Origin of the sequence: Tenacibaculum agarivorans (genome assembly GCF_001936575.1) — a bacterium.
GTDB lineage: Bacteria > Bacteroidota > Bacteroidia > Flavobacteriales > Flavobacteriaceae > Polaribacter > Polaribacter agarivorans.
Genome location: NZ_MSMP01000014.1, coordinates 57,993 through 72,046 on the forward strand (window position 1 = coordinate 57,993; position 14,054 = coordinate 72,046).

Consider the following 14,054-nt stretch of genomic DNA (forward strand, 5'->3'; position numbering starts at 1 on the left):
TGCACCCTTAATTATAACAAATGAGACTCCATAGAAATTTAGTTTTTACCGTTATTGATAGCCTTAGAGATATTTTTAACGAAAGTGTATATGCTGATAAAGCTGTAGAAACTGCTTTACGAAGAGATAAACGTTGGGGAGCTCGCGATCGTAAATTTGTAGCAGAAACCATTTATGAAATTGTTCGTTGGAAACGTTTGTATGCAGAAATAGCGAATGTTAAAGAACCTTTTTCTCGACAAGATTTATGGCGTTTATTTTCTGTTTGGTGCGTGTTAAGAGGAATTAAACTACCTGATTGGAATCAAATTGAACCTACTCCAACACGAAGAATTAAAGGAAAGTTTGATGAACTTTCTAAAATTAGAAAATTTAGAGAATCTATTCCTGATTGGATTGATGAAATAGGTGTTCAAGAATTAGGTGAAACTGTTTGGACCAAAGAGATTGCTGCTTTAAATAAACAAGCTGATGTTATTTTAAGAACAAATACTTTAAACACAACAAAAGAAGCCTTACAAAAGCGTTTAAGAACCGAAGAAATAGATACTGAACCTATTAAAGGACATCCTGATGCTTTAAAATTGGTAGAACGTGCTAATGTGTTTAAAACTGAAAGTTTTAAGAAAGGTTTATTTGAAGTACAAGATGCTTCTTCTCAATTAGTTGCTGCTTATTTAGATGTTCAACCTGGTATGAAAGTCGTGGACACTTGTGCAGGTGCAGGTGGAAAAACATTACACCTTGCCTCTTTACTAAAAAATAAAGGGCAAATCATCGCCATGGATATTTATGAGAGTAAGCTTAAAAAATTAAAAGTCAGAGCTCGTAGAAATGGAGCTCACAATATAGACACAAGAGTAATTGACTCTACCAAAGCTATTAAAAAACTTTATGGTAAAGCGGACAGAGTTTTAATTGATGCTCCTTGCTCTGGATTGGGTGTTATTAGACGTAACCCTGATAGCAAATGGAAATTACAACCCGAATTTTTAGATAACATTAAAAATGTACAGCTAGATGTATTACAAAGTTATTCTAAAATGGTAAAGTCTGGAGGAAAGTTAGTATATGCAACATGTTCTGTTCTTCCTTCAGAAAATCAACAACAAGTAGAATTCTTCTTAGCATCTGATGCTGGAGCAGATTTCACTTTTGTTTCGGATAAAAAAGTACTGTCTCACGAATCTGGTTTTGACGGTTTTTATATGGCCTTATTAGAAAAAAAATAAATACAATGAAAAAAATATTTCTTTTAGCTTCATTTCTTCAAGTTTTATCTGTCTTTGCGCAACAAAGTTATTATGATGATGTTGATTTGACTAAAACAGGACTAGATCTAAAAAGCGAATTAGCTACTAAAATTATAGCTACTCATACCAATTTCTTATCCTACACACCGGGTGTATGGGAAGCTTCTAGAAAAACAGATGTCAATCCGAATAATGCTAGTGAAGTAGTATTGATTTATGGATACAGTTCTTCTGGTAAAACGGCAAGAACTAGAGGTATAAATAATAATGGTGGAGATTCTGGAGAATGGAACAGAGAACACGTATACCCTAGAAGTTTGGGGAATCCAAAATTAGAGACTCGTACTGGAGATGCTGGTACAGATGCTCACAGCTTACGTCCTTCTGATGTAGATTACAATAGAGATAGAGGAAATCTGCGTTTTGCTGATGGCTCGGGAAATTCAGGAAGCACATCTGGCGGATGGTACCCTGGAGATGAATGGAAAGGTGACGTTGCAAGAATGATGATGTATATGTATTTACGTTATGGAAACCGTTGTTTACCTTCTGTTGTTGGAGTTGGTAGTTCTGCTGCTACTCCTGACGATATGATTGATTTATTTTTAGAATGGAATGCAGAAGATCCTGTTTCTGAAATTGAAGATAATAGAAATTCGTATCATGAAAATACAGCGAATACTTACGCACAAGGAAACAGAAACCCTTTTATAGACAATCCTAATTTAGCTACAAAAATTTGGGATGGTCCAGTAGCTCAGGATCGTTGGGCAACTGCAAGTATAGAAGATGAAAACATCTTAAGTCAAACAAAAGTATTCCCAACTGTTAATGGAGGTATTGTCGTTTCTTCAGCAAAAGCTATTACAAAAATAGCAGTATACTCTATTTTAGGTAAAAAGATATTTAGTGTAAACAACCCTACTTTTACTAATAATAAGTTTACTATTGAAAATTTAGATCAAGGAATATATATCACTCAGATTTTTAGTAATGCGAAGTCTATTACTAAAAAAGTACTAGTTCAGTAAACTAAACACAATTAAAAAAGCTCGAGATATTAAACCTCGAGCTTTTCAATCAACTATCAAAAACTAACTAATCACTAACTTCTAATAAGAAGTACTAATCACCTAAAAGACGATTAAAATGCAATTCAGTTACGCTTTTGAAATTGAATTAACGTTATTTTAAGAATTACTCTTATTGATTTCCTAAAATTATAGGCATTCCGCTCTTACCTGCACCAATTAATACTACTTTACTGTTAGGTGATTCCGATAATTTTAAAGTAGCCTCAATACCTTTTTCTTGTAAAATTTTATCTGTTAAAGAAGCACTTAATATTTTATTTGCTGCTGCTTTACCTTCAGCATCAATTTTTTGACGTTCTGCCTCTTTTTTAGCTTTAGCTAATCTAAATTCGTACTCAAGAGCCTCTTGCTCCTGCCTTAATTTTCTTTCAATGGCATCTTTAATTGTTTTTGGCAACTGTACGTCTTCTACTAATACTTTATTAACCTTTATGTATTGATTTTCTAGTTCCTTGCCTACTTCTTCTAAAATCTCTTTCTCAATTACATCTCTTTTACTAGAATATAATTGTTCTGGTGTATAACGTCCCACCACACTTCTAGCTGCTGCATTAATAGCTGGATCAAGAATATCATTTACATAATTTCTTCCTTTCGTTTTATGTAAATAACCTAATTTATCAAATTCTGGTCTATACCATACGGTTCCATTAACCGTTACTTCTAATCCATTTACTGATAAAACTTTCATTACATCAGAAATAGACTGCTGTTTTACATTGTAAACAAATACATCATTCCAAGGTGCAATGATATGGAATCCTTCACCTAGTGGTTTTTGATCTGGATCTACTCCTCCGAAAAACTTCCAAACTACTCCAGCTTCACCACTTTTTATGGTTTCAGTAGATTTTGCTATGAAAATTATTAGCGCAAATGCAATCGGTATTAATAAAATCCCTCTTTTTGGGAAATTTAAATTGGGTTGTTGTCTGCTCATAATTGAAATTTTAATTTTTATCTAATCGATCTTTTACATATTCTATTTCTGTTTTTCCATGAGGTTTAGGTTTTCCCTCATCGTCTAAACTCACCATTATAATTCTATCTATAGTAATAATATCTTTTCTGGTCAATTTATTTCTAACCTTACAGCTTAAGGTTATTGAAGTTCTCCCAAATTTCACTACATCTATACCTATTTCAATAATATCGCCTTCTTTTGCTGAGTTGATAAAATCTATCTCAGACATAAATTTGGTTACTGTCTTTGGTATCTCTAACTGAATAATAGCATATAATGCTACTTCTTCATCTATCCATTGTAATAATCTTCCTCCGAACAACGTTCCATTCGGATTTAAATCTTCGGGCTTAACCCATTTTCTTGTATGAAATCTCATTTTCTTATTGTTCTATGTTTTGTGCATCAAAACCTTGCAATTCATTGGCTGTAAACACTGTAGTTATTTGGATTGGATTACAGCAAATTTCACAATCTTCAATATATGTTTCAGATAAACTCGTATCTAATAACATCGAAATTTGCTCCCAACAATACGGACATTGAAAAAAATGTTCTAGCATTATATTTTACCAAAGTATTTTCTTAAAAACCATTCTAGGGCTAGTAAACCAACTACTGTAAATAGTATCCATTTCCAATGAATTAAGTCTTGTTTCTTTGTATTTGATTTCTGTACAGTAAAAAATCGTTCGTCTTTTATTAAGTTTTCAAAAAGGGTATTCTCTTGATTTTTAAAGAATAATTTTCCTTCTGTTCGATTAGCTAACTTTTCTAGTTTTTTATAATTCGCACTAGAAAATTGTTGTTCTACTTCAAAATCTGCTACCTTAAATGTTCCTGATTTTGAAATGCTTTGTCCTTCAACTATTACTCTATATTCATAATTTCCAGAATCTAGTCCCTCTAAATTAAGCTGATATGAAGTATTTACCAACGAAAAAGGATAAACTTTTTGTATACCTGTATCAGTATTTTTTAGGCGAAGTTCTAAAGATGCTCTAGCATCAAACTTATAGTTTTTGTCTAAGTACAATGCTGATATCCCAATATTTTCATTAGCTAGGTATAAACTTTCTAGCTTTACATCTAATCGTTTTCTTTTTTTGCTAGATGATAAATACTGAGTTAAATTTCCTATAAATTCATCAAAACTTTCAAAAGAGTTCTCCTTAACATAACTTGAGGCTCTCCATTTCCAAATACCTTCACCAAAAATTACCGCATATTTACTTTCTCCTTTTTCAAATGTTGACAGCAAAGGATCTGTAGTACTAATCCCTTTTAGATTTTGATATAACAAAGACTGGTGCTCTGTTGTAGTAACCTTACCAAACTTATCTTTAAGAGGAGGAAAACCATCGAAACCAATATCTTTTTGTAAATATGTTAAAAAATTTGAATTGTATATAGGTCTATAATTTTCAGATTGCTGAATAAATATTTTACTAAAACCTAAATCTAAAGAATTGATAAATCTCCAATCTGTTTTAGCTCCTGTTATGATGATAAAATTTGATGTTCGTTCTGTTAATAATGATTTAAAATATTGATTAGGTTGGTAGAAAACTACAAATTGATATTCATTAATATTTCCTTTGAAAGCGTTTATTTGTGCTAAATCTACTTTACGCTGCTTATTTGTTTCTATTGATTTTTTTAAGGCTCCTAAATCTGGATGTACTATGGAAGATACTATCAATACTTTTGCCTGTTCATCAATCACTTCTACAATAAAATTCTTTGTATTATTTCTAATATTCTTCTCTCCTTCTAACTTGGTTAAAGAAGCGCTGTAATAATGAACTCCTTCTTTATCTGAAGTTAAATTAGCAGTAACCGTTGCTGATTTATTCTCTGGAGATAATTTTATATTCTTACTAAAAACTTTTTTTCCATTTTTATAGATGGAAAACTCTGAATTAATTTGAGTTCTACCTTCATAATTAATAAAAGCTTCCACAGGAAACTTATTATTTAAATAACTATATTTATTTACGTTTAACTGTGATATCTTAATATCCTTATACTGAATTGTATCACCAACTACCAAAGGAAAAACTGCTTGTTTAGAATTTAAAAACTCATAATCTTCTCCTAGCGTCTGATTTCCATCGGTTAACAAAACCATTCCTCCTAAATTCTTCTTATGTAGATTATTTATAGATGAAATTGCCTTACTAATATCTGTTTTACTGTCAGTAAAAGAAAAACTATCTAATTGTTGAATCTGTGTTCCAAATCCGTATACATCAAGTTCGAATTTATCACTAAGTTGTTTATTACTTTTAATTTTGGTAATAAAATCTGTAATAAATTGCTCCTCTTTAAAGAAACTTGTAGACTTTGAATTATCTATTAAAACTGAAAGTTTAGGTTTAATATTGGTCGTTTCTTCAAGAATAATTTGTGGATTTATAAATAATAGGAACAATAAAAAAATACTCACTGCTCTCAAAAAAAAGAGTATAATATGATTTTTTGGAGCTTTTTTGATTTTAAAAAAATATTGAAAAAAACTAATTCCTACACTCAATAGTAGTGTTAATAGTATATAAAGTAACGTTGTAATTGACACATTTATCGTTTTGAAACGTGAAGATATAAATAACGTTTAAAATTCTTTTTATTTATCGTTTTTTTTCTAACATGATTTAAATCATATTTTATGAAAGTATTGGTATATAGCTTTGTAGTAAAATTATTTATCATGATTACAACAAAAGACACAACCGTTACCAATTATAATTACAACACTAATACATCAATTATTAGCTTTATTAATGATAAAATCAAAAAAGCTGAAAAAAACAGCATCGGAATTACCGTTTTAATTGTAATGATTAGTACCATGATTGCTTCTGTTTCTGCAGGTTTAGCTATACACAATCAAATAAGTTACTTTATAGTTGCTTTTACTTTGGTAACAGCAATGGGAACTAATGCTGCCGCTTTTAGTCAAAGTGGATTTAAATATGTGGCTTGGGCTGGTTTGTTGAGTATTGTAGGAAATACTTTACTAATTATTTATCAAATGTTTCTACTCCTTATTTTTTAGGTTTATGTGCATACAATTTAAAGAAGAGCATTGAAGCTATATTTCGTGCTCTTTCTTTTGCTTGATTTGCTTTTTCTCCTACGAATAATTCATCAATAGTAGTAAACCATAACTGTAACCACCTACCAAAATGTTCTTGTTGTATAGAGTAATTCGACTTTTGATCCACATTTTGATGCACTTGTATCGGATTTCCTTTAAATTTTCTTGTAAAAAAGAGATTAGTCTCCCAAAAATCGGTTAGATGTTCAATATGTATATCCCATTCTTCCTCTGGTACAGCATTTAAGAAAAAATGACCTATTACAGTATCGTTTTTAATTTTATTGTAAAATGATGAAACTAATACAGAAATATCCTGTCTACTTTCTATTTCTTTTTTATTCATTCTAGGAAATATATTAACGAAGTAAAATTATATCTTTAATTATAATTTATCTTATGATTTAAATCATATACACATGATACCAGAAAAAATTTTAATTCAATATGGAGCTATCATAAAATCTTATGATAAAGATGAGTTTATTTTTTCTGAAGGAGAATTTGCTAAAAATTACTATCAAATCCAAAAAGGGATTATCAAGATGAGTAATTTTAATGATGAAGCTAAGGAATTTATTCAAGGAATTTTCTATAAACAACAAAGTTTCGGAGAACCTCCCCTATTTATTGATGTTGCTTACCCTGCTAATGCTATAGCGATAGCTGAAAGCACTGTTTATATACTACCTAAAGAACGGTTTTACAATTTAATTGAACACAATAAAGAACTTCACTTTAGTATTACAAAAAGTTTAGCTAAAAGATTATACTACAAAGCTATTATAGCTTCTGAAATTTCTAGTCAAGAGCCTACACATAGAATCTTACGTTTTTTTGATTATTTAAAAGATGATACACCACAAAAAACAGCTCCTTTTGAATTAAAAATACCATATACTCGTCAACAAATTTCAGATATATTAGGTTTACGAGTAGAAACTGTAATACGTGCAATTAAACAACTTGAGAAACAGGGAGAGGTTGTTATTAATCGAAGAAAAGTATATCGGTAAAATTACTTTTTAAATCACTAAAATATCCACTTAGTATTTTCTATTTTTGTCGTTTCAACACAACAACCTAATATGAGTTTAACTACATTAAATGCCATCTCACCTATTGATGGACGATATAGAAATAAAGTAGATCAATTAAAAAATTATTTTTCTGAAGAAGCTTTAATACGGTACAGAGTAAAAGTTGAAATTGAATATTTTATTGCTTTATGTGAGATTCCTCTTCCACAATTAGAAGACATCAATACCAGTCTTTATGAAGATTTAAGAAAAATATATACTGAGTTTTCTACAGAAGATGCCTTAAAAATTAAAGAAATTGAGAGTGTAACCAATCATGATGTAAAAGCTGTTGAATATTTTATCAAAGAAAAATTTGACGCGTTAAACTTAGAACAATATAAAGAGTTTATTCACTTTGGTTTAACTTCTCAAGATATCAATAACACTGCAATACCTTTATCTATAAAGGAAGCTATAGAAGAAGTATATTATCCTACTTTAGATGAATTAACATCTAAATTAGCTGATTTATCCGAAGAATGGGAAAACATACCTATGTTAGCTAGAACTCATGGACAACCTGCCTCTCCTACTCGATTAGGAAAAGAGTTGTTTGTTTTTGTAGAGCGTATTAATCAACAAATATTATTTTTACAACATATTCCAAATGCTGCCAAATTTGGAGGAGCAACTGGAAATTATAATGCACATAAAGTAGCATATCCTACTATTGACTGGAAATCATTTGGAACTTTTTTTGTAGAAGAAGTTTTAGAATTACATCATTCATTTCCTACTACTCAAATAGAACATTATGATCACATGGCTAGTTTATTTGATGCCATGAAACGAGTAAATACTATTTTGATCGATCTAGATAGAGATATTTGGACATACATTTCTATGGATTACTTTAAACAAAAAATTAAAAAAGGTGAAGTAGGTTCTTCTGCAATGCCACATAAAGTAAACCCAATAGATTTTGAAAATTCTGAAGGAAATTTAGGTATAGCTAATGCTATTTTTGAGCATTTAGCTGCTAAACTACCTGTGTCTCGTATGCAAAGAGATTTAACAGATAGTACTGTTTTACGTAATGTTGGAGTACCTTTTGGGCATACCTTAATAGCTTTTAAAGCCACTTTAAAAGGGCTAAATAAATTGTTATTAAACCAACAAAAGTTTGAAGATGATTTAGAAAATAATTGGGCAGTAGCCGCAGAAGCAATTCAAACTATATTAAGAAGAGAAGGCTATCCTAATCCATATGAAGCTTTAAAAGGTTTAACACGAACTAATGAAAAAATTACTCAAAAATCTATAGCTGAGTTTATTGATACATTAGATGTTTCTTCAGAAATTAAAAGTGAATTAAAGCAAATTACACCGTCTAACTATACTGGTATCTAATGAAATCTATATATCTATTCTTTTTACTATCTATTGTATTGAGCTCTTGTAAAGTAGAAACCAAAGGTAATCCTGATCGTTTTAAATATGGAACTTTTGAAATTCCTGCGATAAATAACTACAGTAAAACTATAATTGTACGAAAAGATAGCTTACAAATAGAATATTATTCTAAAAAAACTATCGTTTCTACAGATAGTACTGTAGTAGAAAAAGAAGTAAAAAGAATAGATACTTTATTTATTGAATGGAAAAATAACTTCGCATATACTTTGCGAATGAAAAACCCTAAAACAGAAGCTGAAAAAGACCCTATTTTTGTTCAAATCAATAAAGTTACAGATTCTTCTTATAGCTTTGTATCAAGAGTAGGATATACCAATTTTAAACCTAAGGGAACTGTATACATAAGTAAAGCTCCAAATGAAAACTAACTTTTTTATTGGATTTTATCAAAAAATCTAGTTAATTTGCTTCTTAATGAATCTTTTTAAGAAATATATAACTTTAGCTGTAATGCTAATTTTATTACTGGGTCCATCAGTAATTCAATTGGTACATACTTTTGATGACCATCATCATGAAGCCGAAGTTTGTACATCTAAAAACGATCAACACTTTCATGAATATGAAGTAGAATGTGAAATATGTACATTCCATTTCAATAGTTTTACATTAAATGAAATACCTCTTCTTGTTTTAACCTCAACAGAAGAAGTTATATTTTCTAATAGCCTTTATAATTCGTTTAAAGGTTCTTTTATCTTATCTTTTTTATTAAGAGGTCCTCCTTCATTTTAGTGTAATTATTCGTATTAGCAAATAATTTCAACCTAAACAATCATAATGAACTTTAAGCACAAAGCTTTGGTCATATTATTGGTATTATTAGTAAATCCAATAATAGGTCAAAATTGTACATATACTTTTTCTGGACTCGTAGAAGATTTTCATGATAAATCACCTATAGTGGATGCCACGATATACATAAAAAATTTAAATAAATACACTACAACTAACCTTGATGGGAAGTTTTCAATAACTAATCTTTGCCAAGGTAAGTTAGTTATAGAGGTATCACATGTAGCTTGTGATACTCAGACTATTGAAGTAAATCTTGATAAAGACGTATATCAAATTATAGATTTAGAGCATCATATTGAAGAACTTAAGGAAGTTCAAATTCAATCATTAACTGGTGTAAAAACAAAAACGTCTCAAGAAACTTTAATAAAAACTAAAACTTTAGATAGATATAGTGATGTTAATTTAGGAGATGCTTTAAAAGAAGTATCTGGTGTGTCATCCATAAATACTGGTAATAGCATAGTAAAACCTATAATAAATGGTTTACATAGTAGCCGAATTTTAATTTCTGTAAATAATGTACGATTGCAAGATCAAGATTGGGGAGTAGAGCATGCTCCAAATGTTGATATAAATTCAGCAGGAAGTATTTCAGTTATTAAAGGCGCAAGTGCCCTAGAATATGGTGGAGATGCAATTGGTGGCGTAGTTATTATTAATCCACCTAAAGTAATTCTAAAAGATTCTTTATACGGTAAGACTATCATTTCTCAACAAACTAATGGTAGATTATCTTCTATAAGTACAAGTGCAAGTAAAGGTTATAAAAAAGGCTGGTTTGTGAATGGACAAGCTTCTTTTAAAAGAGCAGGTGATTTTGAGGCTCCTAATTATAATCTTACCAATACTGGTATAAAGTCCTATGGTTTTACCATTAATGGTGGTTTTAAACAATTTGATAAAGGTTTTGATATCTATTATAGCAATTTATCTAATGAAATTGGAATTTTAAGAGCGTCACATTTAGGAAATACCGAAGATTTAGATCGGGCTATTGAAAGTGATGTTCCTTTAATTATTAATGATTTCAGCTACGATATTAATAACCCTAAACAAGATATTACTCATCATTTAATTAGAACAAAAGTATATAAACGCTTAAAAGGTTTAGGAAAATTATCATTTCAATATGATTATCAGCACAATCAACGATTAGAGTTTGATATAAGACGTGGCGGAAGAAGCGATAAAGCTGCTACAGATTTAACCTTACAAACGCACACACTTAAAGCTGACATGAAATTTGATGCTAATCCGAACAGAATATTCAAAATTGGGATTTCTGGCGGATACCAAAATAATTTTCCAGAGTTAACTGGAGTAAGAAGACTAATACCCGACTATGATATGTATAATATGGGAGTTTATACTATATCTGAATTGATATTTTTTAATGGTTTAATATTTTCGGCGGGTATTAGATACGACTTTAATCACATAAATGCGAAGAAGTTTTACATAAAAACGCGATGGAATTCACTGAATTACGATCAAGATTTTAGTAATATAATCATAGAAGACACAGGAAGACAATTTTTAACAAACCCGGTATTTAATTATAATAATATCTCTTCATCTTTAGGTTTGTCTTATAAATTGAATCCAGAACATTCTATTCTTTTCAATTATGGATTATCTAATAGAGCTCCTAATCCTTCAGAGCTGTTTAGTGATGGTTTACACCATTCAGCTTCAAGATTGGAATTTGGAAATCTTCGTATCCAGCCAGAACAATCCCATCGAATTTCTACAACGTATAAATATACAAATGATAAATTTAATATCGCAATTGAAGGTTTTTATAACTTAATTAATGATTTTATTTATATAGAGCCTACTGATGTAGCTACTACACTTAGAGGTTCTTTTGTAGAATGGGAATACAATCAAACTAATGCAAATTTATTTGGTGTAGATATTGATGCTACGTATAAAATAAATAATAATGTTACGTTTTCAAACAAAACATCATTACTAAAAGGTAGAGATTTATCTGAAGGGGATGCATTAATCAACATGCCTCCTTTTTACACAATAAATAAATTACAATTTCAAAAAGAAACATGGAATAATTTTTATGTTACTTTAGAAAGTGAATATAATGCTGCTCAAAATGAATTTCCTGATGATGACTTTTTTATTACTATCCCCACTACAGGAGAAAATAAAAAAGTAAGAATCAGTCAACCTCCTAACGCATATCACTTATTAAACTTGTCTACAGGATTTGATTTTAATATGTCTCAGACAAAAATTGATGTAAATTTTTCAGTAGATAATGTATTAAACACATCCTATCGAAATTATTTAAACAGACAACGATTTTTTGCTGATGAACTTGGCAGAAACTTTAGAATTCAATTGAAAATTAATTATTAATCCTAATAAATATTTATAACCATGAAGTCAATTAAATTATTAGCCTTATTATTTATCTCAACTCTAGTATTCACAGGATGTTCTGATGATGAAAATCCTGTTGAAGAAAATGAAGAAGAGGTAATCACTACTATGACGGTTACTTTAGTACCACAAGGAGGTGGAACTACGGTAACACTTGTAAGTAGAGATTTAGACGGTGAAGGTGGAGAAGATTCTGACATTACAGGAGGTACTTTAGTAGCTAATAAAGTTTACGATGCTACTATAAAGTTAGAAAATGAAACTGAAACTCCAGCAGAAAACATCACTGATGAAGTAGCAGAAGAAGATGAAGAACACCAATTCTTTTACCAAGCTGCAACTGCATTAAATGCTACATTTGCATATACTGGAGCAAATGATGAGAATGGAAATCCTGTTGGAATTACGTTTACTGTTACTACTGGTGATGCTAGTACTGGTAATATGACAATTACTTTACGTCACGAGCCAAAAAAACCAAACGATGGTACTCTTGCTGATGCTGGTGGAGAAACTGATATTTCAGTTCCATTCCCAATTACAATTAGTGCAGCTACAATCGCTAAATAATTTGTATTTGTATAAATTATAAAAAAGAGCTCTTTACAGAGCTCTTTTTTTATGAAACGTATTTTGTCTTTTTTAATGTATTTAAGACTAGTAATGAGCCCAAAAAGAAAATTGCTAATGACAATACACTCCATTGCATAGAGTTTGTAACAGCAAATAAAAATCCATATACAAAAGTTCCCATAACAATAGCTATCTTTTCAGTTACATCATAAAAACTAAAGTATGTGGTATGATCTTCTGTGTCTGGTAATAATTTAGAATAAGTTGAACGTGTTAAAGATTGAACTGCTCCTAATACAAATCCTAACAACCCTCCTAGACTATAAAAATAATAAGATACGTTTGGTATTCCTTTATGTAACGAGAATGCGCATATACAAACCACCATCCAAATTAGTATAGTAATTTTTAATGCTTTAAAGTTCCCAACACGCTCAGAAAGCGATGCAAAAAACCTAGCTCCAAAAATGGCCACAAATTGAATCAATAAAATAGTAATAATCATATCAGTACTTTTTAACTCTAACTCATTAGAACCAAAAAAAGCAGCCATTACAATAATAGTTTGTACACCTACACTACATAAAAAGAAAGCTATTAAAAAACCTTTTAAGGTAGGATAACTCTTAATCTCTTTATACACTTGTTTTAGCTCTTTATAACCTTTCCATGTATAATCTCTACTGATTTTTCTTTTTAACTTATTTCCTGGTAGTCTTCTTAAGGCTACTTGCGCAAATCCTAACCACCAAATTCCTACTAAAATAAAAGAAACCCGTGTAGCTATTCCTTCAGATGATAATCCAAACATTTCTGGCATCATAATTAATGCCAAGCAAATAATCAATAAAATCATTGAGCCTACATACCCATAAATAAATCCTTTTGCACTGGCATCATCTTGTTGTTCTGGAGTTGCAATTTCTGGTAAGTATGCATTATAAAAAACGATACTTGACCAAAAACCAATACTCGCCAAAATAGAAAAAATAAGCCCTAACCAAGTAGTATCTATATCTTTAAAAAAGTACAAACTCATTACTGACATACTCCCCAGTATACAGAAAAAATTCAGAAACTTTTTCTTATTTCCTGTATAATCAGCGATACCGGATAAAATAGGAGACATAAAAGCAACTACTAAAAAAGAGAAAGACATTACATAACCATACAAACTTTCAGGATGCTCCCAATCTATTCCTAAAAATCGAACAATTTTTCCTTCTGTGACTCCTTCAAAATATAAAGGAAATACAGCAGTAGAAATGACTAATGAGTATACCGAGTTTGCCCAATCGTAAAAAGCCCAAGATTTTATGACTTTCTTATCACCAATTTTAGTATTCATGTGTTTGTTATATTAAAAAA

General features: G+C 30.2%; 15 protein-coding genes. 9 read left to right on the forward strand and 6 right to left on the reverse strand.

Features of this window, described 5'->3' with window-relative positions; genetic code table 11:
* Nucleotides 1-20 precede the first annotated feature (20 nt).
* Together BVC87_RS12345 and BVC87_RS12350 are read left to right on the forward strand one after the other, a co-directional pair.
* Nucleotides 21-1,232, forward strand: a complete 1,212-nt coding sequence (locus BVC87_RS12345) for an RsmB/NOP family class I SAM-dependent RNA methyltransferase (protein WP_075342691.1) — start codon at nucleotides 21-23, stop codon at nucleotides 1,230-1,232.
* 5 nt (nucleotides 1,233-1,237) lie between these two features.
* Entirely contained in the window at nucleotides 1,238-2,284 is a 1,047-nt protein-coding gene (locus tag BVC87_RS12350) for an endonuclease (RefSeq protein ID WP_075342692.1), read from the forward strand.
* 172 nt (nucleotides 2,285-2,456) lie between these two features.
* On the opposite strand, the gene BVC87_RS12355 is transcribed toward BVC87_RS12350, so the two are convergent.
* The 4 genes from BVC87_RS12355 to BVC87_RS12370 are packed head-to-tail and all read right to left on the reverse strand — an operon-like array spanning nucleotide 2,457 to nucleotide 5,760.
* A complete protein-coding gene (locus BVC87_RS12355) occupies nucleotides 2,457-3,287 on the reverse strand; it encodes a prohibitin family protein (RefSeq protein WP_075342693.1) in 831 nt (276 codons plus the stop codon).
* Nucleotides 3,288-3,297: 10 nt separating this feature from the next.
* Nucleotides 3,298-3,690, reverse strand: coding sequence for an acyl-CoA thioesterase (locus tag BVC87_RS12360; protein ID WP_075342694.1), 393 nt, complete (start codon nucleotides 3,688-3,690; stop codon nucleotides 3,298-3,300).
* A 4-nt stretch (nucleotides 3,691-3,694) separates the two neighbouring features.
* Nucleotides 3,695-3,874, reverse strand: coding sequence for a CPXCG motif-containing cysteine-rich protein (locus BVC87_RS12365; RefSeq protein ID WP_075342695.1), 180 nt, complete (start codon nucleotides 3,872-3,874; stop codon nucleotides 3,695-3,697).
* Complete coding sequence (locus BVC87_RS12370) at nucleotides 3,874-5,760, reverse strand: vWA domain-containing protein (protein WP_234974666.1); 1,887 nt, start codon at nucleotides 5,758-5,760, stop codon at nucleotides 3,874-3,876. Before BVC87_RS12370 ends, BVC87_RS12365 begins: the two co-directional genes overlap by 1 nt.
* Nucleotides 5,761-6,021: 261 nt before the next feature.
* Here BVC87_RS12370 and BVC87_RS12375 point away from each other — a divergent pair, with 261 nt between their 5' ends.
* The gene (locus BVC87_RS12375) at nucleotides 6,022-6,369 is read left to right on the forward strand and encodes a hypothetical protein (RefSeq protein WP_143569775.1); all 348 of its coding nucleotides are present in this window, start codon (nucleotides 6,022-6,024) and stop codon (nucleotides 6,367-6,369) included.
* Here the strand turns inward: BVC87_RS12375 and BVC87_RS12380 are convergent.
* Nucleotides 6,359-6,757 (reverse strand): group III truncated hemoglobin, encoded by a 399-nt coding sequence (locus tag BVC87_RS12380; RefSeq protein ID WP_075342697.1) that lies wholly within the window; start codon nucleotides 6,755-6,757, stop codon nucleotides 6,359-6,361. The two genes, BVC87_RS12375 and BVC87_RS12380, sit on opposite strands and share 11 nt — an antisense overlap.
* Nucleotides 6,758-6,830: 73 nt before the next feature.
* Between BVC87_RS12380 and BVC87_RS12385 the strand changes: the two genes are divergently transcribed.
* The 6 genes from BVC87_RS12385 to BVC87_RS12410 all read left to right on the forward strand — a co-directional run bounded on the left by BVC87_RS12385 (nucleotide 6,831) and on the right by BVC87_RS12410 (nucleotide 12,683).
* Nucleotides 6,831-7,427: a Crp/Fnr family transcriptional regulator gene (locus BVC87_RS12385; RefSeq protein WP_075342698.1), complete on the forward strand. Its 597-nt coding sequence runs from the start codon at nucleotides 6,831-6,833 to the stop codon at nucleotides 7,425-7,427.
* A gap of 72 nt (nucleotides 7,428-7,499) precedes the next feature.
* Entirely contained in the window at nucleotides 7,500-8,843 is a 1,344-nt protein-coding gene (purB, locus tag BVC87_RS12390; protein WP_075342699.1) for an adenylosuccinate lyase, read from the forward strand.
* Nucleotides 8,843-9,277, forward strand: a complete 435-nt coding sequence (locus tag BVC87_RS12395; protein WP_075342700.1) for a hypothetical protein — start codon at nucleotides 8,843-8,845, stop codon at nucleotides 9,275-9,277. Before purB ends, BVC87_RS12395 begins: the two co-directional genes overlap by 1 nt.
* A 46-nt stretch (nucleotides 9,278-9,323) precedes the next feature.
* On the forward strand, nucleotides 9,324-9,644 hold the full coding sequence (locus tag BVC87_RS12400) for a hypothetical protein (RefSeq protein WP_075342701.1): 321 nt from the start codon (nucleotides 9,324-9,326) through the stop codon (nucleotides 9,642-9,644).
* Between the two features lie 45 nt (nucleotides 9,645-9,689).
* A complete protein-coding gene (locus tag BVC87_RS12405; RefSeq protein ID WP_083629429.1) occupies nucleotides 9,690-12,089 on the forward strand; it encodes a TonB-dependent receptor in 2,400 nt (799 codons plus the stop codon).
* A 21-nt stretch (nucleotides 12,090-12,110) separates the two neighbouring features.
* On the forward strand, nucleotides 12,111-12,683 hold the full coding sequence (locus BVC87_RS12410) for a type 1 periplasmic binding fold superfamily protein (RefSeq protein ID WP_075342702.1): 573 nt from the start codon (nucleotides 12,111-12,113) through the stop codon (nucleotides 12,681-12,683).
* 49 nt (nucleotides 12,684-12,732) lie between these two features.
* Here the strand turns inward: BVC87_RS12410 and BVC87_RS12415 are convergent, their stop codons facing one another.
* Complete coding sequence (locus BVC87_RS12415; protein WP_075342703.1) at nucleotides 12,733-14,034, reverse strand: MFS transporter; 1,302 nt, start codon at nucleotides 14,032-14,034, stop codon at nucleotides 12,733-12,735.
* Between the last annotated feature and the right edge of the window lie 20 nt (nucleotides 14,035-14,054).